Origin of the sequence: Flavobacterium akiainvivens (genome assembly GCF_001278115.1) — a bacterium.
Taxonomy (GTDB): Bacteria; Bacteroidota; Bacteroidia; order Flavobacteriales; family Flavobacteriaceae; genus Flavobacterium; species Flavobacterium akiainvivens.
In genome coordinates this window covers 569,799-596,588 of sequence record NZ_LIYD01000005.1, presented here as the reverse complement: position 1 = coordinate 596,588, position 26,790 = coordinate 569,799, and the positions used below count along the sequence as shown (strand labels likewise).

Below are 26,790 nucleotides of genomic sequence, written 5' to 3'. Positions count from 1 at the left end.
TTCGAAAACATTATAGTTGATTAATAACACAATCATTCGTCACTTTGTAATAGAACAAAAAACTATAAAAACATGAACCATAAACCGTTCTCCCCTGCCGACAATATACAAGACCTGCAATATTTTGGCGAATTTGGCGGGGTAAATCCATCTATATCTGATTCTTCTACTTATACGTTTCTTTCGGCCAAAACCATGTTTGATACCTTTGAGGGTAATGCCGAGGGCTGCTATCTGTACAGCCGCCACTCATCGCCCATGAATTTATATCTGGGTCAGGCACTTGCCGCTATGGAAGGTACCGAGGCGGCCAACGTATGTGCATCAGGCATGGGGGCCATTACTACCGTTTTACTGCAACTGTGCATGGGCGGCGGGCATATAGTTTCGGCACGTACCATTTATGGTGGTACCTATGCCTTTATGAAAAACTTTTTACCGGGACTGGGCATTACTACCACTTTTGTTGATATTACAAAGGCTGATGTTGTAGAAGCTGCCATTACCCCTAAAACAACAGTATTGTACTGCGAAACCGTAAGCAACCCGCTACTTGAAGTGGCCGATATTGAAGCACTTGCTAAAATTGCAAAAAAACACAACCTGAAGCTGGTGGTAGACAATACATTCTCACCCTTATCGGTTTCACCTGCAAAAATGGGCGCCGATGTGGTAATACACAGCCTTACCAAATTTATAAACGGCAGCAGCGATACGGTGGGTGGTGTAGTATGCGGCACACAGCTGTTTATAGACGACCTGCGCAATGTAAACAACGGTGCAGCCATGCTTTTGGGTCCCACTATGGACAGCCTGCGTTCTGCCAGTATATTAAAGAACCTGCGCACACTGCATATCCGTATGAAGCAGCACAGCTACAACGCACAATACCTTGCCGAGCGCTTTGAGCAGGACGGCCTTAAGGTGGTATATCCGGGGCTTGAGAGCCACCCAAGCCACAACCTTTACAAAGGCATGATTAACCCTGAGTATGGCTTTGGCGGTATGATGACAGTAGATGTGGGCAGCCTTGATAAGGCAAACGAACTTATGGAACTTATGCAGCACCGCAACCTGGGTTACCTTGCCGTGAGCCTTGGATTTTACAAAACGCTGTTCAGCGCGCCGGGCACCTCAACATCAAGCGAAATACCCATGGATGAGCAAAAAGAAATGGGATTAAGCAATGGGCTTATCCGTTTTTCTATTGGGCTTGATAACGATATAAGGCGAACGTATAAAATGATGCGCACCTGTATGCAGGATTTGGGCATTTTAAAAGAAGCTTTGTCTACACTTTAAATTTAACTAACTCTGATTGCCTGTCCGCTACGCAAAATTTTGTGCAGCGGACTTTTTATTGGCAGCCGTTGTAAATTGTTTCTTAACTTGCGCATTGCATAAAAAACCTTAAAATGAAAAAAATACTTGGGCTGTTCCTCCTGGCGGGAATGGCTGCCACAGCACAACAAAACCTAAATATACAGCAGGCCACTTACGGCCAGTACCAGGATTTTGCAGTAAAAAGCCTTACCGCCCCACAGTGGAGGCCCGATACCCACACCCTAACCTACCTTGATGCTACTTATCAAAACCTTATGGCACGGAGCGAAGACGGACAATGGGCAGAAAAGGTGTTGGTTACAAAAGCCGAACTGACTAAGGCACTAAATGAGGTGTTAGGTGAAAAAATAAGCCTTTCAACATTTCCCACAGACTATGCCTGGAAAGACAAAAGCACAATACAATTTAATGTTGATGGCGAAAAAGTGGCAACCGCCGTGTTATATGATGTAGACAAGAAAGCGGTTACAAGTGCATTATCATTTTTAGACGGTGGGCAGCATTTTATATCTCCGAAAGGAACTGATTTAGTATATACTAAAGATAACAACATAAAGCTTGTACAGGAATCTGCAACAACCGGTGGCGGTTTGAGAATTGATCATAAGCCGATTACCAACGACACCGATAAAGCCATAGTAAACGGCAGTGACTACGTGCACCGCCAGGAGTTTGGCATAGACCGCGGTATGTGGTGGAGCCCGGACAGCAACAGCCTGCTATACTATCACAAAGATGAAACCATGGTAGCTGATTATCCTTTGGTGCAGTGGGGCGAACGCATTGCTGCCGATAAGGAAATCAAGTACCCTATGGCGGGCATGAAAAGCGAAGAGGTTACCCTTGTAGTATACAACCTTGCAAACAACACAAACGTAACCCTTAAAACAGAAGGCGATAAAGAACAATACCTAACCAGCGTTACCTGGTCGCCAGACAGTAAGTTTGTATTTGTAGGTGTACTAAACCGCGGGCAAAACCACCTGTGGCTTAATAAATATGATGCCACAACCGGCAATTTCGTTAAGACACTTTTTGAAGAAACCGCTACCACTTATGTAGAACCGCTTCATGGGCTAACGTTTATTCCCGGTAAAAACAACGAGTTTTTATATCGCAGCGAAAAAGACGGCTATGAGCAATTTTATCATTACAACACTGATGGCAAGCTGATTAAAAAACTTGGTTTTAAAGATGTAGTGGTTACAAACTTTATAGGCTTTGATAAAGAGGCCAAAAACTTCTTTTACACAGGTACTGCCAATAACGGCCTTGACAGGCAGTTGTATAAAACAGAACTGAAAAGCGGCAAGACCGTGCAGGTAACAACAGGTTCGGGTACGCACGATGCTATTGTAAGTACAGACGGTATGCTTATACTCGACAGCTTTAGCAACACTACTACCCCTAACGATGTAAACATCATCAGCGTTAAAAACGGCAAGGCCACCAACCTGTTTAAAGCTGAAAACCCATATACCGGTAAAACCGTACTCCCAAAAATGGAGCTGGTTACCCTTACAGCCGCCGATGGCAAAACCCCTCTTAACGGGCGTATTATATACCCTGCCAACTTTGATGCCTCTAAAAAATACCCGGTAATGGTATATGTTTATGGCGGCCCCCATGCACAGCTGGTTACTAACGAATGGCTGGGCGGCGGTGGCCTGTTTGACTATTATATGGCACAAAAAGGCTATGTGGTGTTTACGCTTGATAACCGAGGCAGCGATGCCCGAGGTCGTGATTTTGAGCACGTGATTCACCGTAACCTGGGCGTTAATGAAATGGCCGACCAGATGAAGGGCGTTGAGTTCCTGAAAAGCAAAAGTTTTGTAGATACCGCACGTATTGGTGTTTACGGCTGGAGCTTTGGTGGTTTTATGACCTCATCATTAATGCTGGACCAGGCCGACACCTTTAAAGTAGGTGTGGCAGGCGGCCCGGTGTGCGACTGGCAGTACTATGAAATTATGTATGGCGAGCGCTACATGGATACGCCACAGGAAAATCCCGAAGGCTACAAAAGCAACAATATTATAGACAAGGCCAAAAAGCTGAAAGGCCACCTGCTGGTAATACACGGTGCACAGGATAATGTGGTGGTACAGCAGCACAGCATGCAGTTTATACAAGCGTGCATACAGGCCGGCAAACAGGTAGACTACTTCCTGTACCCTACACACGAGCATAACGTGCGCGGCAGGGACCGTTACCACCTGAACCAGAAAATTGCCGATTATTTTGATACATATCTAAAACCATAAACTGCATGAAAAATCTCCTCATTACAACCTTTATGTTGCTTGGCTTAATGGCGTTTGCACAAAACGATTTACCCAATCGCGAAGCTTTTACGCTTAAGCTGGCTGTAGACAACGACCAGTTTTACGAGATGGATGTAGAAAAATCAGCCTACCTGCCTGCCGAAAAAGTGTTACAAATATATCCGGGTGAAAAAGTTTTTGTAGAAGCCGAAATAAAAGCCGACACCATATTCTCAATGAAAACCGTAAAAGAAATAAAGTTTCCGGAACGCACTATAAGCATTGAGTTTAAACAATCTGTAAAAGAAGACGGTAAAGGCCATGAGCAAATGTTATTATCTGTAAAAAACCCTTTTGGCAAATACCTCGCTTACAACGCTGCAATGTATATTGTAGGACATGATGAATGGATAGACACCAGCATAATACCTGTGTATCCTAAAATTGTAGGATATGAAATGTGGAATGATGTTATTATATCTATTGTATTGCACAGCTGGCGTTTACAGGATAAACCATAAATAAGTTAAAAATCAGAATTACAATACTCTAAAAAGGACATATTGAATATGTCCTTTTTTTATATCACAATAGTTGTGCTATTATTAATTTTATAAAAGAGTTCTTACAGGTTTGTTAAACTCTTGCATCAAATTAAAACAATACCTACTTTTAAACCACAATTCACAACTAACTGTTTATGCTTATAGAAAACCGCCTGCCCTTTAGGTACATCTTTGGTACTATAAAGTATGAGATGCTTATAGTATTTATACTGGGCATAATAATACACCTGCTAACTGAGCAGTTTTACTACTACCTGCCCGATATGCCCCTTACCATAGCTACGTTTTTAGGTACGGCCATATCGGTACTATTGTCGTTTAAAATGAGCCAGAGCTATGACCGCTGGTGGGAAGCCCGCAAGATATGGGGCGCTATAGTAAACGATTCTCGCAGCTATGTACTGCAAATGCAGGCTTTTTTAACCAACCCGGAACTTAACCCTCAAATTAAAACCATGACCTATCGCCAAATAGCATGGAACTATGTGCTGGGGCGTTCACTACGAGGCCAGGAACCACTTGAAGGCTGCGAAAACCTGCTTACAGAACAGGATATTGCCGAACTTAAAAAACACAATAATAAAGCACTGGGTATACTGCAACAAAACGTGCATCAAATAAGCGACCTCCATAAAAAAGGCCATATTTCTGATTTTATGCATGTACAGTTTAACAATATATTCATTCGCTTTTCAGATAACATGGGCATGGCAGAGCGTATCAATAATACAGTATTCCCTACCACTTACAGGCTGTACCTGCACCTTACCATTTACCTGTTTGTGGTCATACTTTCTATAGGCCTTAAAGGTGTGCTGGTATATTATGAAATACCGCTGCTCATGCTACTCTCAATGCTATTCTTTTTACTTGAAAAAACGGCTTACCACCTTCAGGATCCATTCCGCAACAGGCCAAGCGATACTAACGTAACCACCATTGCCCGCAGCATAGAAATTAACCTGCGCCAGCTATTGGGCGAAGAAAGTGTTCCTGCACCAATACAACGGGACAGCTTTTACAGTATGTAAATTTGAACGTTAATTAAACTATAAGCCTTCATTTAGTTAAAATGGAGGCTTGTATTTTTATATGCACACATATTATAACTAAACATTAAGAAGTTCCTAAATAAGTCATTATTATATTTGTAATTTAATAATAAAATTAAATTTTTATTTCATTATTTATTTTTTAGATATTTAATTGCAAATTATGTCTCCTCTTAAAAGCAAATACACGCTATTTATTGCATTCTCCGGTATTGCCGTGACCTTGCTTGGACTTGTTGTAATTATATATTTCATATTGGCAGAATGCCATATTATCAAATCTGAAAAAGCTTTTCCCTTACCCATAGCCTTAGACGCCGCACTATGCTTTGTATTTATCGGCACATCATTACTATTGCATTTATCCAACACAAAATCAACAAAGCTTACCTCACGCATAGCCACTGCTATAGTAATTTGCATAAGCATTGCCGTATTAATAAAATGGTTTACAGAAATACATATACCGCTTGTTATGGGTATGTCTCCCATAACAGCAGCTACTTTCATCATATCGGGCATTGGTTTACTGTTCATTCATGATGGTATTAAGCCCATTTATATGCAGTGCACTTTTCATGCTGTAACACTTATAACTTCTGTGGCGCTAATAGGTCACTTACTGCATGTTCCGGAATTTTACCATATGTCTTTTACCCCTATGTCGGTCTACTCAGCGGTAGCGCTTTTCCTTTTTAGTATTGCGTCATCATTACTAAACCCTACCAAAGGGCTTACCGGTATTTTTACGGGAGACCGCATAGGCAATTTAATGGCCCGCAGGCTATTCATATCTATGCTTATAGCCGTATCTGTTGTGTGCTATTTAAGGCTGCATTTTTACCGAAAAGGCATTATAGGTGTTGAACTTGGCCTTGCGTTGCTGTTACTCACTTTTTGCCTTACCAGCCTTGTTCTTATAACCATTGTGGCACGTACTCTCAATAAAGCTAACGCAAAAGCAAACAGGGCAACCAACAATTTCAGGTATATTGTTCAGGCATCGCCATACGCCATTTTAATGACCGATAAAAACGGACTTATACAAGAGGTTAATCATGAAGCCGAAAAAGTATTTGGATATACCAAACACGAACTGTTAGGTAAAAGCGTGGGGATTTTGGTTCCCGGGATTTCGCGGGATGCATGGATGGAACGCCGCACAGCCCTTTTTGCCGACCCGCAAACCCGGCAGGTTGGGTTTCATGACGAAATCATATCAGTAAAAAAAGATGGTACAGAATTCCCCATAGAAATAACATTAACCCCACTAAACCTTAGCCGCGATACATACTCAATACTTTCCTTTATAAAAGATATTACCCAGCGCAGGGCTAACGAAGAACTTATAAAAACACAGCTAACAGAACTTCAGCATAAAAACGAAGAGCTGGAGCAGTTTAACTACATATCATCGCATGATTTACAGGAACCTTTGCGCACGGTATCTAATTACATTATGCTGCTTGAAGAAGATTATCCTTATGTTATAAGGGGCGAAATTAAAGAACACCTGCAGTCTATAAATAATGCCGTAAACCGCATGCGCACTTTAGTACGCTCCTTACTTGATTTTGGCAAGCTTGGACAAAACAGGAAAATGTCGGCAGTAGATACCCACGAGGTTACAAACCATGTAGTAGAAGACCTGCAGGGGCTCATAAAAGAAAATAACGCAACGGTACTGATTGAAGGCACACTGCCTAAACTGTATGCCTATGCGCTTGAATTAAGGCAGCTGTTACAAAACCTGGTTAATAACGCCATTAAATTTAAAAGCAAGGAAAGGCCTCCGGTTGTAAGCATATCGGCTACATCTATAGAGGGATATTATCAGTTTAAAGTAGCAGATAACGGCATAGGCATTGCCCCGGAACACCGCGAAAAAATATTTAATATTTTCCAGAAGCTACACGCCGAAGAAAAGTTTGCCGGCCACGGCATAGGGCTGGCCAATTGTAAAAAAATTGCAGAAATGCACGGCGGCCGCATTTGGGTAGAGTCAGAACCGGGAAAAGGCAGTATATTTATATTCACAATTTTAAAGTTTAAAGCATGACCAACACTACACACACAATTATGCTTATTGATGACAATAAGATTGACAACCTTTTTCATGCACGGGTTGTAAAAAAACACAGCGATACTATTGAGGTAATAGTTAAAGACTCGGCCGAAGACGGTTTAGAATACCTCTCAGGCAACCAGGGTGCATTTCCTGATATTATTTTCCTCGATATCAATATGCCCGGAATGAGTGGCTGGGATTTTCTTGAAGCTTTCAGGAAACTGGAACAAAACAGCCTCGATACACTGATTATGGTAATGCTGGGCACATTTGAAACTGCCACCCCCGAAATGCAAACCAAAATTGACGGCCTGTTTGCAGGGTTTGCCCCAAAACCGCTTACAAAAGAAACGGTTGACGAGGTTATGGCACGTTACAATTTAAAACAGGATCTGTAGCGCATTATTTCGGGTTCAGTTTTCGCCAGCCATCCCCTTTGGGAGGGGCAGTATACTGATAATAAATATCTTCAGACTCATAGGTATTTAACCGCACCTTTGCTACCAAGGTTTTTTCTTCCGTTATAATTTTATAAGGGAAATACCCCATTGAGGTGCTTAAAAACTGATTAATAATAAAACGCCCTGTTTTATCCTGAAAGTAAAAATTATACATAGGCCCACCATTACCACCCTGCTCGCGTTTTATGGCAAGGTCTTCAAGTCCGTCAAAGTTGAGGTCGGCCACTATAATATTGCCATAATCGTTGTCCATAACCTCTTTATCTTTATTAAAACCTGTGGTATAAGACCGGCCTTCGCCAAAATACTCTAATGGCATCATATAAAAATCAGTAGCTATATCAATTGCCTGCAAAAAATTTTCCTTTTTGTCATAAACACAAACATTTACATATACCGAGTCTTTATTACCGTTTTGCTCAACTTCAGATATTGCCATCCAAAAATCAAGGTTGTTAGAAAGTTCAGTAAAATTGTGCCCTCGTGCCCTTTCATAACGTGATATGCCCCATGATTTATTTTTATCGTCATACCTGTACGTACGCCGGTTCATGCCCACAGCCCCCGATATGGCGCTAACGGTCAGTTCTTTTTTAGACGCATCAACAGATTCCGGACAATAAAACACTTTTTCACTCAGGTAATCGTCTTTTATAAAACTGCCATCCTTTTGTTGCAGGTAAAAATTATACCCGGGGCCGCTGTTGCTCCATCCGTCATACTTAAGGGCAAAATCATCGCTGCCGTCAAAATTAAAATCAGCTACTATAAGGTCGCCATAATCATTATTAAGTGTTTCTTTATCTTTATTAACCCCGGTTGTATAAGACCTTACATTGCCGCATTGTGCATAAGAATCATCGTAAAAAGAATGCGTACCAAAATGTACATTGCTTTTCCTGCCCCCTTTTTTAATGATTACAGTTACGTCAACATCAACTGAATCTGAAGTATTAGCATACTCAAACCGCTTTGCTTTTACCGTAAAATCAAGCTGTTTTGAAAGGTTAGTGTAGGTACAATCCTGTGCAAATGCACAGCTTGCAAAAAGAAGGAGGAGCAGGATTTTCATAGGTTATAGCAGGTGGTTGTAAAGATGGTAATTTTCATCATCAAAACATACAAACGTTACCTGTTTAATAGTAGTATCGGCAGACAGAAAATCTTTTACAGCCTGAACCGCAACCTGTGCTGCCAGGTCTTTCGGGTAACCGTAAATACCCGTACTAATATTAGGGAAGGCAATGGTTTTAACCCCGTTTTCAATCGCCAGTTTCAGGCTGTTAGTATAAGCGTTGGTTAGCAGTTGGGGTTCGCCTTTGGTACCGCCATTCCACACGGGCCCAACGGTATGGATAACGTAAGTAGCCGGAAGGTTTCCGGCAGTGGTAATTACCGCCTCTCCCGTTTTGCATTTGCCCTGCCTGTTGCGAATGGCCACACATGCATCAAGAATAGCCTTGCCCCCTGCCCTGTGTATGGCACCGTCTACCCCGCCGCCGCCAAGGAGTGAGCTATTAGCCGCATTTACAATAGCATCGGCCTCAACCTTAGTAATATCACCTTTTATAACATAAATCTTTTCCATAGGCTAAAGGTAATCTATAAGCCGTAAAATCTGTTACAAAACATCCGCATAAAAATTATACCTTTGCACCTCAATTTTTTACAATGAGACTACACAGGAATTTATGCTTTACGGTTATAGACTCGCTAAATTTTATTTTTAACGAAGGCCAGTATGCCGATAAGGTTGTGGCGCTTGCGCTAAAAAAAGATAAACGCTGGGGCAGTGCAGACCGCAAATTTGTGGCCGAAACCATCTATGAAATTGTACGGTGGAAACGCCTTTATGCCGAAATTGCCGAAGTTAAAGAACCGTATGACCGCGATAACCTGTGGCGCATTTTTGCTGTTTGGGCCGTATTGCGAGGAATACAACTGCCTGACTGGAAGTATTTTGAAGAAACCCCCATTCGCCGTATTAAAGGCCGTTTTGATGAGTTAAGCAAGACTCGCAAATATCGTGAATCTATACCGGACTGGATGGACGAGATAGGCGTTGCCGAACTTGGCGAAAAGGTGTGGGAAAAAGAAATTGCAGCACAAAACGAACAGGCTAAGGTTATCCTTCGTGTAAACACACTTAAAACCACTAAAGAAAAGCTTCGTGCCATTCTTTTTGATTTGAATATAGAAACTGAGGTTCTTAAAGAATACCCTGATGCATTGGTACTTAAAGAGCGTGCTAACGTGTTCCTTACAGATGCTTTTAAAGAAGGATTGTTTGAGGTTCAGGATGCTTCTTCTCAGCTTGTGGCCCGTTTTCTTGACGTAGAGCCGGGCATGCGCGTGGTAGATACCTGCGCCGGTGCCGGTGGTAAAACCCTGCACATGGCTGCGCTTATGCAAAATAAGGGCCAGCTTATTGCCATGGATTTATACGAAAGCAAGCTGAAACAGCTAAAAATCCGCGCCAAGCGCGATAGTGCTTTCAACATTGAATACCGTATTATAGATTCTACTAAAGTTATTAAGAAACTCCACGAAAAGGCAGACCGTGTTCTTATTGACGCGCCTTGCAGTGGCCTGGGTGTTTTAAAACGTAACCCTGACAGCAAGTGGAAACTACAGCCTGAGTTTATTGATAACATCCGAAAAACGCAAGCCGAAGTACTTGAAAACTATAGTAAAATAGTAAAACCGGGCGGCAAGCTCGTGTATGCCACCTGCTCGGTATTACCATCGGAAAATGAGGAACAGGTTAAGCGTTTCCTTTCTACAGATATAGGGAAAGAATTTACATTTGTAAAAGAAAATAAAGTTTTGGCGCATCAAAGTGGGTTCGACGGCTTTTACATGGCCCTGATGGAGCGAAAAAAATAACATTTAACACAAGTGTAGTTAAATTAATGCGACTTTACATTACAAAGTCGTTACATTTGCTGTCCCAAAATATTTCTGGATGAAACAATTATACACTCTTGCCCTGCTTGCCGCAGGATTTATAGCCACAGCCCAAGATGGTGCACCTGCATCTCCTTACTATGATGGTTTTAATTTTGAGCAGGCCGGCACTGCACTAAAAAATGCGCTTGCTACAAAAATAACAAACACGCATACAAACGAGCTTACCTATACCCCCGGGCTTTGGAATGCGCTTAAAAATACCGACCTTGACCCTGAAGATACATCACACACCAATGTATTGCTTCTTTACGGCTATAGTTCAGCTATTTGCCCGGCTGGCGCATCTACAGATGATACGCACCGAAGGCGAAACAAAGACAGCAATGGTGGTAGTAACAGCTGCGAGTGGAACCGCGAACACGTTTACCCGCAATCGCTTGGCACACCAGATCTTGGCCAGATTGGCCCCGGTGCCGATGCACACCACTTAAGGGCTTGCGATGTAGACCGTAATGGCGCAAGGGCTAATAAATTGTACACTACAGGTTCAGGAAATTCAGGAAACTCAGGTTCAGGATGGTATCCCGGCGATGAGTGGAAAGGCGATGTTGCGCGTATACTTATGTATATGTACCTGCATTATGGTAACCAGTGCCTTCCTACAGGTGCTGTTATGGGCGAAACGGTATCAACAGATTCTAATATGCCGCTTATACTGCTACAGTGGAATGCTGAAGACCCGGTATCTGACTTTGAAGACCAGCGCAATACCTACCTGGGTAACGCTAATAATCCGTTTGGGCAGGGCAACCGCAATCCATTTATAGATAACCCTTACCTGGCAACCCTTATATGGGGCGGCCCTATAGCCGAAGACCGTTGGGATCTGGGTGCAATTGATGATGTTTTTGCAGCGCAGCTTGCCGTTTACCCTAACCCATCGGTTAACCACGAGGTAAACATTTACAGCGAAACTGAACTTACCGAAATTGAACTTGTAAACCTTAACGGGCAACTGGTTCAAAAAATAACAAGGCCAAATGCCGTTAACCAGAGCTATACGCTTAGCAACCTGCCGTATGGCTTTTACCTGCTAAAGGTTACCGCCGGAGAAAGCACCGCTACTAAAAAAGTAATAGTGAACTAAAAAACAAAACTCCCCTGCCATGGCAGGGGAGTTTTGTTTTTTAGAGCTGCTGAGCTACTTAGCCCCTGAGCGCAATTGCTACATTAATTATTTTTCCTGGCATTCATAATCTGCCACTGGTCGTTAAGGTATTTTACCTTGTGTACTTCCTTCATAATATCTTCGCGCTCCTCTTCATAATACTCGCTGGTTTTGTTTTTCTCAGCATCAAGGTCGGCGGCGCGTTCCAACAGGTTATCCATTACGGGCTGTAGTTTATCTTTTACCAGTTGAGGCATGGCCTCAAACAGTTGTTGTAGTTCTTCTTTAAGCATAGTTAATAGTATTAATTAGAGATTTCAGGAACCTGAAACCTTAAACTTGAAACAAATTCTTACCCAAGCCAGCCATCCCTATCTAAACTTCTATACTGTATGGCTTCACTAATATGGTGTGATGCCACATTTTCAGAAGCTTCGAGGTCAGCAATGGTGCGGGCTACTTTTAAAATACGGTCATACGCACGTGCCGAAAGGTTAAGGCGTTCCATCGCGGTTTTAAGCAGCTGCAGCGAAGCATCGTCAAGCGCGCAGTACTTGCGTATTTGCTTAACATTCATCTGGGCATTGTAGTGCACGTTTTCAAACTCCTCAAAGCGCTGGGTTTGTATTTCGCGGGCAGCAGTAACACGCTTGCGGATTTCCACGCTGCTTTCGGCATTACGGGTATCGCTCAGCTTTTCAAACGGCACGGGGGTAACTTCAATATGAATATCTATCCTGTCTAATAACGGACCAGAAATCTTGCTCATATAGCGCTGCATTTCGTGTGGCGATGTGGTAACAGGGGCATCGGGGTCGTTAAAATAACCACCCGGGCTCGGGTTCATACTTGCCACAAGCATAAAGCTGGACGGGTAAGTTATAGTAAATTTGGCACGGCTTATGGTAACCTCACGATCCTCAAGCGGCTGGCGCATTACCTCAAGCACTTCACGTTTAAATTCGGGTAACTCGTCAAGGAAAAGAACGCCATTGTGTGCAAGACTTATTTCCCCAGGCTGGGGAAAACTTCCTCCCCCTACAAGAGATACAGACGAAGCCGTATGATGGGGACTTCTAAACGGCCTTTGATTAAGCAACCCTACGTTTTTCATCTTACCCGCCACACTATGTATCTTAGTAGTTTCAAGCGCCTCACGTAGTGTCATGGGTGGCAGTATGCTGGGCAGTCGCTTCGCCAGCATGGTTTTACCTGCCCCCGGTGGGCCTATCAATATAATATTATGCCCTCCTGCTGCGGCTATCTCCATACAGCGTTTAATAGATTCCTGGCCCTTCACATCGAAACACACCAACTCTACTCCAATCGTAAGACTGAAAATCAACAGTTTAAAAAAAGATTTAGAAAGTTTTATCAATCTAATTTATCAATTGTTGTACAAATGTTGTACGATTAAAACCTTGAAGTATGAGTTTAAAAATTGTCTTCCGACCCGTAAACAAAGATAGTAAAGAAGGCTATCTAAAAGTAAGAGTTATTGAAAATCGTAAATCAAAATTTGTAAGCTTGGGAATCAAGTTACATGAATCCTTTTGGCTTGAAGGAAAACAAAGGGTTTCTAACAAAGAGATTCGCCACGAGGTAATCAACAAAAAAATTGAGGATGTCCTTAAAACACTTTCAGCTTATGACAATGATGTTCAGGTATTGCAAAGCAACAATAAAACAATATTGGAATTTTATCAAGATATCATTGATACAACCATAAATGAGGGTACTAAACTAAAATACATCAACATTCAACTTAAGCTTAGAAATTACTTTAACTCAATTAATCTACACGACCTTAAATTCAAGCATTTAGATTCTAAGAAGGTTCAGGAATTTTATAAATTTATAATCGATAGTGGTAATGCAATTGATACTGCTAACTATAACATGAAAGCATTTAAGGCTCTAATAAATAAAGCAAAAAAAGCAGGTCATGTACGATATGCCAATGACCCATTTGCTAATCTCCAATTAAAATTCTCTGAAAAGAAACTCAAAGCTTTAACTACAGACGAAGTTAAGCGTATTATAAATACAAGATTTGCAGAAAGAAGAAAGCATCACTATAACAGAAGGTTTAGAGTAAATGAACTGACATTAAGAGAGGTAGCGAATGTATTTCTTTTTCAATTATTTACTCAAGGTTTAAGATGCAGTGATGTTCAATTTTTACGCTGGAGAAACTTCAAGTTTGAAAATGGCAAGATGTATTTGGAATATACCATGTACAAAACAAAAAAGGGAATGAAGGTTAGCCTTTCATACATAGCATTAAAAATGATTGAGCTACAAGTAATTCGTTTTATGCCCCAAGCAGAAGATGAAATATATTCCTTAAATCAGTTAGATGAAAATTACGCCGAGGATATTTATAAAATTTATTCAAAATACATTGAACAACTTTCTTTAAGTGAACAGCGCAATAGCTTTGTTTTTCACTTCTTTAACCCAAACGATTTTGCTGAATTTAAAGATAAGGAAATTGGTGTATTAAATAACCTGCAATATAAAAGGCTAACAGGTACTAGAGCATGGTATAACAAACTTTTGAAAGATATTCAGGAGCAATGTAAAATTTCAATAAATCTTACTTCACACGTTGCAAGGCATACCTATAGCCAGCTTCTTATTGAAAATGACGTAAACCTTCAAGATGTATCTCATTCTTTAGGACACATGCATATTAGCACTACTCAGACCTATATAGCAAGACTGCCATCGAAGAACATAGATAGATTTAATGAAGTGTTTTCGCAGCAGTTTACTTCTTAAACAACTCCCCTACTTCTATTCCAAGTGCGTTTGCAATAAGGGCAAGCTTATCAATACCCATGATTTGTTTGCCCCAAACATAACGCCTCAAAGCCTCCACGTCCATATTGCAGTCGTTGGCAACATTACGGAAGATTAACTCCTTTTCTTCAATTATTTCCTTGATACGCTCTCCTACTTGGATAACAACGGGTGGTATTTCTTTTTTTCTATCTGCCATACATCAAAAATATTTGTACGACACAAATAAATTATGAACGAATACGTTCTGAGCATATTTACAAAATCATATATTTGCATTATAAATAATTAAAAACCAGGACAAAATGAAAAAAACTTTATTCGTGGCCATCACAGCCTTATTATTCATTCATTGCTCAAGTGATAACAACGACCCAGTGACCGAAATTGATAGTCCTCAAGAGGTAACAAACTATTTGCTTCAAATAGATACTGGGAATTATAGCCCTGAATGGATTAGGATTATTAAAAATGACAGTAATTCAGTCATCGCAGGTTGCAATTCAATAAGCGTTAAGACTGGCGATAAAATTGAAATATTTGGAGAAATAGCGGCAAGTGATGACACACCAATTACATTGAATTTAAGAGATTCCTCGAACAATTTAACTAGTACTACCCTCCATAAATCCAGCGAGAATAAAACTGGCAACTACACTTATAAAGCTTGCTACTCAAATGGTACAGGAGTTACCAACGGTGGTAAAGTATGGACAGGCGAAAACAATGAAAAAATATTTATAATATGGATNGTTTGCACTGGTTTGTCCAATGTGAGTGTTCATAAAATTGATTTAGCTGTTTCAAATATATCTCGAATCTTAATACTAATAAAGAGGTTTAACTTTACATTATCTATTAGTTATTATACGCTTACTTATCAATAATATCATCTAAAATACATACTGTAAATAAATATCCTCCCCAGAAATCAAATCACCCAAAATGATTTAGGGAAGGATATTTCGGTTTAGGGTTCGTGCAGTAAAAATATTATTAAACATTTAGTGACAATTTATGTTTTAATACAAATCCGTTTCAATCCGTAAGATAATTTGTTTAGGTGGGAAAAATTAAGATTTAGTTAAGTTTGAGATATTCTCTAAGCTGATACTTTTGCTTAAAAAAGATATGTGTACATATAGAAAAATTGTAGTGATAGAAGATGACCCTGAAAGTTGCAGTTTATTTGAAGCTGCTATTCCAGAGGTTTCTAAGGAAGTTTCATTAAAATGCTATTCAAATGTAATTGATTTCATGAATGATGTCACTGCTACCCAGCAGGTACCAGATTTAATTTTTATTGAAATTAACTTGAGAAAAATCAATGGCTTTATTGCGGCCGAACTTTTTAAAGCTCATGCACTTTTACAAAATATCCCATTCATTATTTTAACCAACAGCCGCGCTGATGAAGATATAAATCGCTTATTTAATTTGGGTGCTACACGTTACATAGTTAAACCCACTAAATATTCTGATTTAGTCAACGTCTTAAGAAATGTTGGGCTTGATTCAAACAAAAAGATGTCAATACCAACATCAAATACGTTTTTATTATCTTATGTATAATATATTTTTAGTGGATGATGACCAAGACGACAGATTTATTTTTGGTGAGGCACTTGAATTGTCTGGCATTAATGCCAATCTAAAAACATTTAATGGTGGTGAAGATTTTGAAAATTATATTTTATCAAATCCTATAAAACCAGATATAATTTTTTTAGATTTGAATCTTCCACGCCGACACGGTTTCGAGATTCTGGATGATTTAAAAGGCACTGATAGATTTAAAGAAACAACTGTTTTACTATATACTACAAGTGACGATGAGAATGATGTGTATAAGGCTAAGCAGAGGAAAGCATCAGGTTTTATAACTAAACCTACAGACTTTTTAAAGTTAGAAAAGATAATAAATCAAGTGTTTCATAATTTTTATTCTGCTACCGAACCCAGCGGATTTATAAGATTATGAGAAAGCCCCTCATTGAGGGGCTTATTACTTATTTACCAGATTTAAAGATTTTATAACAATTTATTTGCTAACTTATTAATAATCAAAAACTTAATATTATGCAATTTACAGTACCAAAAGGAGATTTACAGAAAGCGGATGAGCTGCTAACTCTCATTAAAAAATATGCTTCAAAATATGACTTGGAGTCCAATAATGAGGATGGAGATGTATATAAAATATCTTTTAAAGATGAGGAAGATGAAGACGCATTTAAAGTTCAAAGTATTGAACTTTTAAGGATGAATGAATAACTTTTAAAGCAGGTCTAGCTTAGGCAAATACTTCTCTAAATGCTCGCCATACTTAAACTGATTTTTACCTAATATATCATGGGAATCTTTACTATACATTATTTCAACATAAAAGTTCCCCATAGCGTATAATAAATATATGGCATCCTTATGAACTAAGGTATCAATATGATTTCCTTGGTGCCACACAGCTTGATACTGCTGAAGGTCGGTTAAGCCTAGAAACTCATAGAGTGTCATAGTAATAAATTTAAAATATCCTTCCCGAGACAATATTTTACCCAAAAAGATGCTGGGAAGGATATAAAAGTATTTCAGTAAAGATATAAAAAAACGGGTTAAAATTAACCCGTTCTAAATTCAGACGTATGAATCCGAGATTTTACTAATCCACTATAAAGATAGTAAAATTTTTAAAGGATTCATTTATAACTCTGTATTATAGCTTCAACTTTATCTTTAAAATCCTGAACTTTATCTTTTGGTACACGGCGTGCAATTACAACTGTAACAGCTTCCTCAAATCTTTTCTTGCCAGGATACCAATCTCTTTTTTCAGCTTTCATAACTGCAAGATAAGATAAAAAGCGGGCTAAACTGATAACCCGCTTTAAACAAAGTATGAAATCTCCTCAAATTAAAATACTTTGGAATTTGGATTCAACTAATTCGAAATAAAATTAGCTTAATTACAATGAATACGTTTTACAAAATCTTGTTCAATTTTTACTCTTTAAGTTTTACCTGAACTCTAATTGATAACATTTTTATCTTGAGTGAATTGGGAATTGAACAAATATTTTATATTTGTTTTAACAAAGTAACCAATTATGAAAACTCTCCTATTATCCTTGGTGGCAGGTTTTATCCTGACCGCCTCCACTCCACCATCTACTGATTATGTCTATATCTGCAACGGCAAATACAGCAAAAAGTATCACCTGAAAGAAGATTGCAGGGGGCTAAATAATTGCTCGACAAAGGTTGAGAAGGTAACTCTTAAGGATGCAAAAGATAAAGGCCGCACACTTTGCGGATTTGAAGATTAATTAATATTATAAACATGACACACCCTACTCCCTTTACATTTCTTGGATTCTATTTGAATTCTCTCGTTGATAGCGGTAAAGTTGAAACCCTTAGTGATATCAAACGCAGATTAGAGAACAATACATTATTCGAATACCTTGATGGTAAGTATAACGACAGCTTTGATATAAGTTTATTCTCCAAAAAGCAGCTTATTGAAATAGAAGACTATTTTGCAATGATGGCAAATGCGATTGATGAAGATAGAAAAATGGGAATAACGGAAAATGGTTTATGCCTCTTAGTGGCATACTGCTTTCAAGCTGCTCAAACAAAACAAAAAGATTTACATCCACCGATGAAAGAATTATATGGACAATAAACGTAAAATAATCTTCCTATACGTGGGTCATTCCAATTTTGGTAAATCTTCAACATTGAAATACTTTACCAAAAATAACTCCAAAGTTAAAACTGCTGATTTGTTTGGCAGGACATTTAAAGTACGTAAGATGTCTAACAATGACAACGTACCTAGCTACATTTTGTATGTCAAAGATTTGGAAAAATCGTCACACCCTTATTTCATATCAGCATTTTCACCTGATGAAAAAAAAACGCAGGATATTTTTTAAGCAAAATTAAGCAGGTGGCTGATTTACATATTTTCGTTCAACTTCATGGATATAAAGGCGGTAAATTAAGTACTGACGATATCAAATTATTAAGGTTATATGATGAAAATTTAGTGATACTGGAAGAAAAATTGGAAGCAAAAGACAGAGCAGATAAGTTTTTAGCGTTTATTAAAAAGAACTTAGATAATTTTAAAAATTACAATTAAAAAATGAAGCTGTTTTGTTTATATCTAATTTTTGTAACGAGTTTTATTTTTGCACAAACTAATCCTAATCATGTTCAGGTCAAGGGATATACACGTTCAGATGGCACCTATGTAGCACCATATACAAGGACGGCTCCAAATAGTACTAATTCTGACAACTTTTCGACAAGAGGGAACACAAACCCATACACGGGTCAACCTGGATATGTCCCTTCAGATGGTGGTACTCCAACATATAACAACAATAGTAATTACATGCCGTCAACTTCAACGTATAATACTAATAGCTATCCCGCAACTTCAACATACAACGGTCATAATAATATTTCTAATCTAACAACATCAAACTATTACTATGATGTTTATGAAGAAAATAGAAAATTAAAACAAAGGGTTAGAGAATTAGAAGATGAAATTAATGGCATGAAAGAAAGTGTGCAGTTTATGGAAGAAGATTATAATTTTGTGATGGATAGTATAAAAGAAGCCAAAGCAATTGCCGAAAATTCAAACGCCTCACAAAAATTTGAAAACAGTAGTGAAAATCAAAATACAAATACTTCCAATTATTCAAGTTCTAAACCTTACAGTAGTCCAGTAAGCAATAATCATAAGGATTCAGCCTGGCCTCTAGTCGTAATAATTGGAGTGATTGTATTTTTAATGATTGTGTTTAGAAAATAATTAATGCTTGCCGCAAAGTGGCTTTAATTTATAAGCCATAATTTTTTCAAATGCTTCAAGATATGCATTTGGGAAGTCTTCTTCAAACTGAACAACATTTAACTTTATATCAAGCCCAGCTTCAGCAGCCCAATATGCCAATTGAAGCCCCTGTGTTGAACCTTTAGCATAATAACCCAAATGCTGAATCATTCTACCTGATATATTAGATAACTTCCATTTTTGAGTATATCCTCTCCTCCTTATTCCAACATACAACACATTACTATCACAGTTCTTATTTGCAACAGGAACAATCCTCTCCTTTTCAGCAAGTGATAGCCTGCTAGTATTAAGCAAATCGATTAGCGTTTTACAATTGATATCATCGTCCAATTCAAACCAATATAAGCAGCTATTTTTCTTTGCATCCAATTCATCAAAGATGGGTTTGAAAGTTTGATGGCTTCTTATACTCTTATGATTTGGATTCAAGTTAGCAGTATATTCAAAGGCATCTGGCAAATCTTTTAGATTAAAGGAGAATGATTGAGCATTGTTTATGAGAGTTTCAATTACTTCATCAAAATTGTGGGTTTGTAATAACATATAGGAGATTGGTATTAAGTTTAGTTTCGATACATCATATCCCTGACCTTTAAATAAAATACTATAAGCTGGATGATTATTATAATCAAACCTACTACCATTATGATTTTATAAGATTTGTCAGGGGTCATTTAGATTGGTGTTGTACAATCAAAAGATAGTTTTATATTTGTTGTACGATTGTTGTACAATTGTGTGTTTTCTTCTTTGTCAGGATGCTTGTATAAAAACGCTATGCTGCTCGTAAGTGGTTGCCAATCAATATGATGTTATGCCCGCCCGCTGCGGCTATCTCCATACAACGTTTGATGCTCTCTTGCCCTTTTACATCACTAAAGTCAAACTCAGGGAAGTCGAGCGTTTTGTAAAACTCCTCGCGGGTATTGATAACCGTAGGCTTTAAATCGCCGCGGCCTTCAAAAAAGTCAATAATTTCAGAAACGTTCTCCAGGCCATATACATCAAGCCCGGAAACTATAGCAGCCTCATTTGCATTTTGCTTCGGCAGGAAAAAGCCCTTAAAGCCCTCCTCTTTTGCTTTTATGGCAATAGGCAATACTCCTTTTATGGGTTGCAGCGAACCATCAAGCGACAGCTCGCCCATAATAATGTACATGTCTACTTCATCGGCTTTTATCTGTCCGCTGGCGGCAAGGATACCCACTGCAAGGGTAAGGTCATATGCGCTGCCTTCCTTACGCATATCAGCCGGGGCCATATTTATGGTAATCTTCTTAACGGGGAGCTGGTAGCCAATATTTTTAAGCGCGGCAGCAATACGGTAGCTGCTTTCTTTAACGGCGCTATCGGCAAGGCCTACAAGGTGGTAGCCTACACCTTTATCAATATTAACTTCAACAGTTATGGTGGCGGCTTCTACGCCAAAAACGGCACTGCCGTAAACTTTTATAAGCATAAGGAGTTTTTACAGGGAGTGAAATTACGGAAAATTTATTCGATAATCACATCAGTTTGATAACGATTCAACGACATCATTTTTAATGTCCACATCATCGCCCACATAAATCAATTTGTCTTGTTTATTAAGATATAGCGTAAGAAAATCGTTGTTGTTTCCCTTAACCAGGGCCATAAGTTTTTTGCAAAATGCCTGCCTCCTTTCATACAAATCAGCTTCAACCGATGCATCTGCTACATACAAGTTAGCTGTATACCCTGTTTTTTGGGCAAGGTTTTCCATCAGGCTGTCTTTACTTGTAATACCAATAAAATAAAAAACGACTGTTGCTGCATATCTTTCCTGTAATGCTTTGTATCGGGAAACTATTTGCACCACATCTTCGCAATTAGGGTTAAAAAACTGTATTACAGTCGCCTTATTATCGGTACTTATTTCTTTATACAATTGTTCGGGTGTAAGGTGAACCGGCTTTTGCGCAAAAGCTACGGTAGTTACAAAAAACACAAATATTTTTAAAAGGCTCATAGAGGATATTTTATGGCTAAGCTAACTATATTTCTTTAAAGACGGGTTTAATATCTGCACATAAGGTGTGAATTTGTAAAAACATTCTTAACTTTAGCTTCTATGGATACCCTCGTAATTATTGGCGGCGATGCTGCCGGAATGTCGGCTGCCTCTAAAGTGCGCCGCGTACACAAAGACAAAAAAATAATTGTATTTGAAAAATCAGCCTATACCTCCTACTCTGCCTGTGGCATACCTTATTTTATTTCCGGGCTTATAGAAAGCATAGACGAACTGGTGCGCCGCAGCCCCGATGAATTCCGCAATAAATACAACATAGATGTACATACCGAACACCTGGTGCTTGAGGTAGATACAAACGGTAAGCGCATCCGCGTGCTGGACAAGCAAAACAATACTGAATTTTGGCAACCATACGGCCAACTGCTTATTGCCACGGGCGGAAAAGCCTATTGCCCTAAAGATATTACAGGGTATGATGCAGAAAATGTGTTTGGTGTTACCACCCTTAAAAGTGGCATTAACATTGAAAATTTTATAGAAGATAAAAAGCCGCAAACCGCCGTTATTGTGGGTGGCGGCTACATAGGCCTTGAAATGGCAGAATCGCTTTTAAGGCGCGGGCTTGAGGTTACACTTATTACAAAAGGTGCCCAGGTTATGAACACACTCGACCCGGATATGGGGGTTTTGGTTACCGAGGCATTACAGGTCCTGGGTGTAACAGTTTACCTAAACGAAAGCCTTAAAGGATTTGTTTTAGAGGGTAATACTATTACAGAAGTTATAACCGACAAGCAAAATTTACCGGCTGATATGGTGGTGTTTGGCATGGGTACTTCTCCTAACACTGCATTTCTTGAAGGTTCAGGTATTGAACTTGGCGTTAAAGGCGCTATTAAAGTAAATGCCCAAATGCAGACTAATATTCCTGATGTATGGGCGGCGGGCGACTGTACCGAAACCCTGAACATGGTAAGCCGACAGCACATACACATTGCCCTGGGCACATTAGCCAATAAAACCGGACTTGTGGCTGGCAGCAGCATTGCGGGCGAACAGGCCGTGTTTCCGGGTGCGGTAGGCACGGCGGTATGCAAAATATGCAGCTATGAGGTGGCGCGCACCGGCCTGCAGGAAAAAGAACTGAATAAACTGGGTATTGAGTATGCAGCCACTACTGTTGACAGCCTTACGCGCGCAAATTATTACCCCGGAGCCACTAAAATTGTGGTAAAGCTCCTGGCCGAAAAAAACAGCGGCAGGCTGCTGGGCGGACAAATAATTGGGCAGGAAGGCGCCGCAAAACGCATAGATGTTTTGGCTACAGCCATAACGCACAACCTTACCCTTCAAAATATTATTGACCTGGATTTAAGCTACGCCCCCCCTTTTTCGCCCGTGTGGGACCCGGTGCAGACCTGTGCACGAAAACTAATTAAGATGATATAAATAAAACTATGATTCCCCTATTAGACCAAATTAAAAAACTAAAAGCCCTTGCCGATACCGGGCTTGTATATGCTACCGATGATTACAACCGCGAACGTTATGAGCAGATACTTGAAATAAGCCTTGAACTTATGGCACAGGTTGGCAATACCTCTGTAGATGCATTAAAAGCGGCATTTGCCCCGATTACCGAATATCCTACTGTAAAAACTGATGTGCGTGCTCTGGTATTGAGCGCCGACAAAAAACAGGTGCTTATGGCACGCGAAAGTGTAGACGGCAAATGGACACTACCAGGCGGATGGGCCGATATTGGCGAAACTCCGCGCGAGGCCGTAGTTAAAGAAGTTTGGGAAGAAACCGGCATCACTGCAAAACCTTTGGCATTACTGGCTGTGTTTGATAAACGCGCACACCCACACCCTCCCCAACCGTTTTATGTTTACAAAATGGTTATTTTGTGCGAGGCGGTTTCAGGCGAACTGAAAAGTGGTTTTGATATGGCCGGTGCTGACTATTTTGATATTGAAAACCTGCCGGAACTGAGCGAAGACCGCATTTTAAAAAGCCAGGTAGAGCTGGTATACAAAAAAGCCGTTGAAGGCGATTATGTTGCTTACTTTGATTAAACCCAATTACATATAATATGAAAAAAAGCCCTTTTACCATTGTGCATCTATTAAAAAATATGCCGCGGGTAAGAATAGTTATGTGCCTGTTAATGATTACTATTATTTCAGGTTCATGCAAACATCAAAAAACCGTTTTTATTCCTGATAACCCTTTGCCAGTTGCTTTTGGCGACCCTTTTGTTCTTAAAACCAATAACAAATACTATTTATATGGTACCACAGGTGGCAAAGCAGGGTTTGAAGCCTATTCTTCAGATAACCTTAAAGACTGGAAACCTGAAGGCGACGTTTATTATGGCAACAACACTAACGGCTGGGGCAACGGGGCTTACTGGGCTCCTGAGGTATATGAAAAAGAGGGAAAATATTATATGTTTTACAGCGCGCAATGGAAAGACAACCCTAACAACGAAAAAGAAAATTTTAAAGTGGGCGTAGCTGTAGCAAACAATCCGCTTGGGCCATTTACAGATCTTAGCAACAAGCCCATTTTCGATCCGGGATACCCAATAATAGATGCTAATGTATATTTTGAGAATGGTAAAGCCTACTTATATTACTCAAGGTGCTGCTATAAGCATGCTGTTGATAGTGAAGTATCTGCCTGGGCAAAAGAAAAAGGCTGGTATAACGAAATTGAAGAAAGCTGGATTTATGGCGTAGAATTAAAACCCGATTTTAGCGGAATAATTGGCCAGCCTGTAGTTTTATTAAAACCGCCGGTTGATATGAACAATGAGCACACAAAGTGGGAAAGCAGGTCGGTTTTAGCTAAAGAAGCTAACAGGAGGTGGAATGAGGGTTCTGTTTTATTTAAGGATAAAGATGTATATTATATGATGTATTCGGCAAATCATTTTGCAGGAGAATATTATGCCATAGGATATGCCACTGCACAATCTCCTTTAGGGCCTTTTACCAAATCAGTACACAATCCTGTTTTAGAAAAAAATAACATCGTTACAGGAACAGGACATAACAGTATTATTCCGGATCCTGACGGCAAAGGATGGCTGTGCATATATCATGGAAGAACTGAAAAAACGGGCAACGATCGCCAGGTCTTTATTGACAGGATGGTAATAGATAAAAATGGTGTTTTAAAAGTAGAAGGGCCAACAGTATCTACTAAATAACCTGAAAATATAAAACGATACTATATACCCGGCAGCAATATTCAATTTACAGGCTACGCTTGCCGCCATCAAACATATAAATCCACAGCATGCGCGATTTCCTGAAATTAAACGTACTGAACAGTACTGAAAGTATGGCTATTGTGGTTACCAGTGTAGCAAAATCAGTGGTAAAAAACTGCATTATTACAAAAACGGCAATCATTTCAGCCACCGCTATGGCATAGCTTACAAACATTGACCCAAAGAAATAACCGGGCTCACGCTCAAATTTATGGCCACAAACAGTACAATTGGTTTCCATCTTAGGCATCTGGAATAACAACGGGTTGCCCTTTTTTGCAAAAACATGGCCTTTGCCACACACCGGGCATTTTTCTGTAATGATATCTATAAACGTCGACATGATAATTTAGTTTAAAGTTTCAGGTTTTAAGCTTCAGTTTATGTTGTTATAAATTGAAGCTTAAAAACATATTCAAATGTACGGCAGGATATTAAAAAAGCCCATGATATAATTACGCAGAAATTTGTACTTTTAGGACATGAAAAAAGTACCGGTTTTAGACATAAAGCAATTTCATGTGCACGATGGTGCAGAAGATTTTTATGCAAATACACTGGAAAACCACCTTGTAACACGACATAAAGACATAAGCCACCCGCATTCGCACAATTTTTATGTTGCAGTACTTTTTACACATGGCAGCGGCATTCATGAAATAGATTTTAAATCTTATGCTATTACTGCCGGGGCATTATTTTTTCTTAATCCCGGGCAAACACATCATTGGGAATTGTCTCCAGATACCAAAGGTTTTATCTTTTTACATACACGCCCGTTCTATGAAATGCATTACACGCATAACAACCTGGGACAATTTCCGTTTTTTTACAGCCTGTATAACGTGCCCTGCCTGTATTTGGGAAATAATGAAACCGATAGTATAACCACACTTTTCAAGCAGATATACACAGAAAACCAAAAGCATGATGCCCAGCAGCACAACATACTGCTAAGCCTTGTAAATTTGGTGTACAGCCAGTCTGCACGCCTGTATTTTTCAGACAAACAGGTTACAGGTACAGATAACAACTACTATACAAAATTCAGGAAGTTTGAAGATTTGGCCGCAACCTATTTTCGTGAAGAGAAATCGCCGGCTTATTATGCCGGTTTACTTGCAGTAAGCCCCCGCCACTTAAACCGTATTGCACAGGCTGTTACCGGTAAAACCGCTACTGATGTAATACTGGACAGGGTTATGCTTGAAGCAAAAAAAGAACTGGTATTGCAGCAGGACAGTTTTGCAAACATAGCAGAAGGTTTAGGCTATGATGATTATGCTTATTTTTCGCGTCTTTTTAAAAACCGTACCGGCGAAACCGCAAGCCATTTTTTAAACCGCTATAGGAAAGCTTAAAAAACATCGGGGTCGCCTTTACCTTCCCTAACCACAACGGGCTCATCGCCACTCAGGTCTATAATGGTTGAAGCTACGTTATCGCCATAGCCGCCATCAATCACGGCATCTACCAGGTTTTGCCATTTTTCAAAGATAAGCTCAGGATCTGTACTGTACTCAATTACTTCATCTTCATCATAAATAGAGGTAGATACTATTGGGTTCCCCAGCTGGCGTACAATTTCGAGAGCTATGTTGTTATCGGGTACACGGATACCCACAGTAGTTTTCTTTTTAAACTCCTTGGGCAGTTTGTTATTACCCGGTAAAATAAACGTATACGGCCCCGGCAGCGAGCGTTTCAGTATCTTAAAGGTACTGGTATCGATTTGCTTTACATAATCGCTCAGGTTGCTTAAATCGCTGCACACAAACGAGAAGTTAGCCTTTTCCAGCTTAATGCCTTTTATTTTGGCAATACGCTCCAGCGCACGGCTGTTGGTTATATCGCACCCCATGCCATAAACGGTATCGGTTGGGTATATAATAATACCGCCGTCCTGCAATATGCGCACTACTTTGGCAATCTCCTTTTCGTTAGGGTTTTCGGGGTATATTTTTATAAACTGGGCCATGGCTGCGCTGTTCTGGGTT

Annotated in this window: 31 protein-coding genes and 2 pseudogenes; 20 read left to right on the top strand and 13 right to left on the bottom strand. The window is 39.7% G+C overall.

The genetic code is table 11. The features are described from left to right. The first annotated feature begins 72 nt into the window (after positions 1-72). The 4 genes from AM279_RS02660 (at position 73) to AM279_RS02645 (ending at position 5,208) form a co-directional block, all read left to right on the top strand. Positions 73-1,302: an aminotransferase class I/II-fold pyridoxal phosphate-dependent enzyme gene (locus AM279_RS02660; protein ID WP_054406116.1), complete on the top strand. Its 1,230-nt coding sequence runs from the start codon at positions 73-75 to the stop codon at positions 1,300-1,302. Between the two features lie 113 nt (positions 1,303-1,415). Further along, on the top strand, positions 1,416-3,611 hold the full coding sequence (locus AM279_RS02655; RefSeq protein WP_054406115.1) for a S9 family peptidase: 2,196 nt from the start codon (positions 1,416-1,418) through the stop codon (positions 3,609-3,611). 5 nt (positions 3,612-3,616) lie between these two features. Further along, the gene (locus tag AM279_RS02650; RefSeq protein WP_054406114.1) at positions 3,617-4,132 is read left to right on the top strand and encodes a hypothetical protein; all 516 of its coding nucleotides are present in this window, start codon (positions 3,617-3,619) and stop codon (positions 4,130-4,132) included. Positions 4,133-4,311: 179 nt separating this feature from the next. Beyond that, positions 4,312-5,208: a bestrophin family protein gene (locus AM279_RS02645; protein WP_054406113.1), complete on the top strand. Its 897-nt coding sequence runs from the start codon at positions 4,312-4,314 to the stop codon at positions 5,206-5,208. A 171-nt stretch (positions 5,209-5,379) separates the two neighbouring features. Here AM279_RS02645 and AM279_RS20575 read toward each other — a convergent pair whose 3' ends face one another. Further along, entirely contained in the window at positions 5,380-5,742 is a 363-nt protein-coding gene (locus AM279_RS20575; protein WP_160316418.1) for a hypothetical protein, read from the bottom strand. Here AM279_RS20575 and AM279_RS02640 point away from each other — a divergent pair. Both AM279_RS02640 and AM279_RS02635 read left to right on the top strand, forming a co-directional pair. Further along, the gene (locus AM279_RS02640) at positions 5,711-7,288 is read left to right on the top strand and encodes a sensor histidine kinase (protein ID WP_160316417.1); all 1,578 of its coding nucleotides are present in this window, start codon (positions 5,711-5,713) and stop codon (positions 7,286-7,288) included. The genes AM279_RS20575 and AM279_RS02640 overlap by 32 nt on opposite strands. Further along, positions 7,285-7,695, top strand: coding sequence for a response regulator (locus AM279_RS02635; RefSeq protein ID WP_054406111.1), 411 nt, complete (start codon positions 7,285-7,287; stop codon positions 7,693-7,695). Before AM279_RS02640 ends, AM279_RS02635 begins: the two co-directional genes overlap by 4 nt. A gap of 4 nt (positions 7,696-7,699) precedes the next feature. On the opposite strand, the gene AM279_RS02630 is transcribed toward AM279_RS02635, so the two are convergent. Both AM279_RS02630 and AM279_RS02625 read right to left on the bottom strand, forming a co-directional pair. After that, positions 7,700-8,830, bottom strand: a complete 1,131-nt coding sequence (locus AM279_RS02630; RefSeq protein WP_054406110.1) for an XAC2610-related protein — start codon at positions 8,828-8,830, stop codon at positions 7,700-7,702. 3 nt (positions 8,831-8,833) lie between these two features. Then, on the bottom strand, positions 8,834-9,346 hold the full coding sequence (locus AM279_RS02625) for an O-acetyl-ADP-ribose deacetylase (protein WP_054406109.1): 513 nt from the start codon (positions 9,344-9,346) through the stop codon (positions 8,834-8,836). Positions 9,347-9,429: 83 nt separating this feature from the next. Between AM279_RS02625 and AM279_RS02620 the strand changes: the two genes are divergently transcribed. Together AM279_RS02620 and AM279_RS02615 are read left to right on the top strand one after the other, a co-directional pair. Continuing rightward, on the top strand, positions 9,430-10,644 hold the full coding sequence (locus AM279_RS02620) for an RsmB/NOP family class I SAM-dependent RNA methyltransferase (RefSeq protein ID WP_054406108.1): 1,215 nt from the start codon (positions 9,430-9,432) through the stop codon (positions 10,642-10,644). Between the two features lie 79 nt (positions 10,645-10,723). Then, positions 10,724-11,815 carry an endonuclease gene (locus AM279_RS02615; RefSeq protein ID WP_054406107.1) on the top strand — a complete coding sequence of 364 codons (1,092 nt, stop codon included), beginning with the start codon at positions 10,724-10,726 and terminating at the stop codon, positions 11,813-11,815. 83 nt (positions 11,816-11,898) lie between these two features. Here AM279_RS02615 and AM279_RS02610 read toward each other — a convergent pair whose 3' ends face one another. Together AM279_RS02610 and AM279_RS02605 are read right to left on the bottom strand one after the other, a co-directional pair. Then, positions 11,899-12,129 (bottom strand): hypothetical protein, encoded by a 231-nt coding sequence (locus AM279_RS02610; protein ID WP_054406106.1) that lies wholly within the window; start codon positions 12,127-12,129, stop codon positions 11,899-11,901. Between the two features lie 59 nt (positions 12,130-12,188). Next, positions 12,189-13,214: pseudogene (locus AM279_RS02605) on the bottom strand (YifB family Mg chelatase-like AAA ATPase); the annotation flags it as partial. A gap of 50 nt (positions 13,215-13,264) precedes the next feature. Between AM279_RS02605 and AM279_RS02600 the strand changes: the two are divergent. Then, a complete protein-coding gene (locus AM279_RS02600; RefSeq protein WP_054406105.1) occupies positions 13,265-14,620 on the top strand; it encodes a tyrosine-type recombinase/integrase in 1,356 nt (451 codons plus the stop codon). Here the strand turns inward: AM279_RS02600 and AM279_RS02595 are convergent. Continuing rightward, complete coding sequence (locus AM279_RS02595) at positions 14,610-14,840, bottom strand: helix-turn-helix domain-containing protein (protein WP_054406104.1); 231 nt, start codon at positions 14,838-14,840, stop codon at positions 14,610-14,612. The genes AM279_RS02600 and AM279_RS02595 overlap by 11 nt on opposite strands. A 917-nt stretch (positions 14,841-15,757) precedes the next feature. On the opposite strand from AM279_RS02595, the gene AM279_RS02585 reads away from it, so the two are divergent. From AM279_RS02585 to AM279_RS02575, 3 genes are all read left to right on the top strand, one after another. Next, complete coding sequence (locus AM279_RS02585; RefSeq protein ID WP_143090344.1) at positions 15,758-16,213, top strand: response regulator; 456 nt, start codon at positions 15,758-15,760, stop codon at positions 16,211-16,213. Between the two features lie 10 nt (positions 16,214-16,223). Then, on the top strand, positions 16,224-16,622 hold the full coding sequence (locus AM279_RS02580) for a response regulator (protein ID WP_177205392.1): 399 nt from the start codon (positions 16,224-16,226) through the stop codon (positions 16,620-16,622). 98 nt (positions 16,623-16,720) lie between these two features. Continuing rightward, positions 16,721-16,915, top strand: a complete 195-nt coding sequence (locus AM279_RS02575) for a hypothetical protein (RefSeq protein WP_054406100.1) — start codon at positions 16,721-16,723, stop codon at positions 16,913-16,915. A gap of 3 nt (positions 16,916-16,918) precedes the next feature. Here the strand turns inward: AM279_RS02575 and AM279_RS02570 are convergent, their stop codons facing one another. Next, positions 16,919-17,155, bottom strand: a complete 237-nt coding sequence (locus AM279_RS02570; protein WP_074961463.1) for a hypothetical protein — start codon at positions 17,153-17,155, stop codon at positions 16,919-16,921. Between the two features lie 182 nt (positions 17,156-17,337). Continuing rightward, positions 17,338-17,481 (bottom strand): hypothetical protein, encoded by a 144-nt coding sequence (locus AM279_RS20570; protein WP_160316416.1) that lies wholly within the window; start codon positions 17,479-17,481, stop codon positions 17,338-17,340. 264 nt (positions 17,482-17,745) lie between these two features. Here AM279_RS20570 and AM279_RS02565 point away from each other — a divergent pair, with 264 nt between their 5' ends. From AM279_RS02565 to AM279_RS20430, 4 genes are all read left to right on the top strand, one after another. Then, positions 17,746-17,964: a hypothetical protein gene (locus AM279_RS02565; protein WP_054406098.1), complete on the top strand. Its 219-nt coding sequence runs from the start codon at positions 17,746-17,748 to the stop codon at positions 17,962-17,964. A 14-nt stretch (positions 17,965-17,978) separates the two neighbouring features. Continuing rightward, on the top strand, positions 17,979-18,326 hold the full coding sequence (locus AM279_RS02560; RefSeq protein WP_054406097.1) for a hypothetical protein: 348 nt from the start codon (positions 17,979-17,981) through the stop codon (positions 18,324-18,326). 267 nt (positions 18,327-18,593) lie between these two features. Further along, complete coding sequence (locus tag AM279_RS02550) at positions 18,594-18,788, top strand: hypothetical protein (protein ID WP_054406095.1); 195 nt, start codon at positions 18,594-18,596, stop codon at positions 18,786-18,788. A gap of 3 nt (positions 18,789-18,791) precedes the next feature. Beyond that, the gene (locus AM279_RS20430; RefSeq protein ID WP_074961467.1) at positions 18,792-19,472 is read left to right on the top strand and encodes a hypothetical protein; all 681 of its coding nucleotides are present in this window, start codon (positions 18,792-18,794) and stop codon (positions 19,470-19,472) included. On the opposite strand, the gene AM279_RS02540 is transcribed toward AM279_RS20430, so the two are convergent. From AM279_RS02540 to AM279_RS02530, 3 genes and pseudogenes are all read right to left on the bottom strand, one after another. Beyond that, positions 19,473-20,060 carry a hypothetical protein gene (locus tag AM279_RS02540; RefSeq protein WP_054406094.1) on the bottom strand — a complete coding sequence of 196 codons (588 nt, stop codon included), beginning with the start codon at positions 20,058-20,060 and terminating at the stop codon, positions 19,473-19,475. Positions 20,061-20,313: 253 nt separating this feature from the next. Continuing rightward, positions 20,314-20,976: pseudogene (locus AM279_RS02535) on the bottom strand (magnesium chelatase domain-containing protein); the annotation flags it as partial. A gap of 51 nt (positions 20,977-21,027) precedes the next feature. Then, positions 21,028-21,507 carry a hypothetical protein gene (locus tag AM279_RS02530; protein ID WP_054406093.1) on the bottom strand — a complete coding sequence of 160 codons (480 nt, stop codon included), beginning with the start codon at positions 21,505-21,507 and terminating at the stop codon, positions 21,028-21,030. 102 nt (positions 21,508-21,609) lie between these two features. Here AM279_RS02530 and AM279_RS02525 point away from each other — a divergent pair, with 102 nt between their 5' ends. The 3 genes from AM279_RS02525 (at position 21,610) to AM279_RS02515 (ending at position 24,730) form a co-directional block, all read left to right on the top strand. Then, a complete protein-coding gene (locus tag AM279_RS02525; protein WP_054406092.1) occupies positions 21,610-22,962 on the top strand; it encodes an FAD-dependent oxidoreductase in 1,353 nt (450 codons plus the stop codon). Positions 22,963-22,970: 8 nt separating this feature from the next. Beyond that, positions 22,971-23,591 carry an NUDIX hydrolase gene (locus tag AM279_RS02520; protein ID WP_054406091.1) on the top strand — a complete coding sequence of 207 codons (621 nt, stop codon included), beginning with the start codon at positions 22,971-22,973 and terminating at the stop codon, positions 23,589-23,591. Between the two features lie 92 nt (positions 23,592-23,683). Then, positions 23,684-24,730 carry a glycoside hydrolase family 43 protein gene (locus AM279_RS02515; RefSeq protein WP_236688480.1) on the top strand — a complete coding sequence of 349 codons (1,047 nt, stop codon included), beginning with the start codon at positions 23,684-23,686 and terminating at the stop codon, positions 24,728-24,730. A 46-nt stretch (positions 24,731-24,776) separates the two neighbouring features. On the opposite strand, the gene AM279_RS02510 is transcribed toward AM279_RS02515, so the two are convergent. Continuing rightward, positions 24,777-25,136, bottom strand: coding sequence for a DUF983 domain-containing protein (locus AM279_RS02510; protein WP_054406090.1), 360 nt, complete (start codon positions 25,134-25,136; stop codon positions 24,777-24,779). Between the two features lie 139 nt (positions 25,137-25,275). On the opposite strand from AM279_RS02510, the gene AM279_RS02505 reads away from it, so the two are divergent. After that, positions 25,276-26,154, top strand: a complete 879-nt coding sequence (locus tag AM279_RS02505) for an AraC family transcriptional regulator (protein WP_054406089.1) — start codon at positions 25,276-25,278, stop codon at positions 26,152-26,154. Here AM279_RS02505 and AM279_RS02500 read toward each other — a convergent pair. Next, positions 26,151-26,771 (bottom strand): L-threonylcarbamoyladenylate synthase, encoded by a 621-nt coding sequence (locus AM279_RS02500; RefSeq protein ID WP_054406088.1) that lies wholly within the window; start codon positions 26,769-26,771, stop codon positions 26,151-26,153. The two genes, AM279_RS02505 and AM279_RS02500, sit on opposite strands and share 4 nt — an antisense overlap. Positions 26,772-26,790 lie beyond the last annotated feature (19 nt).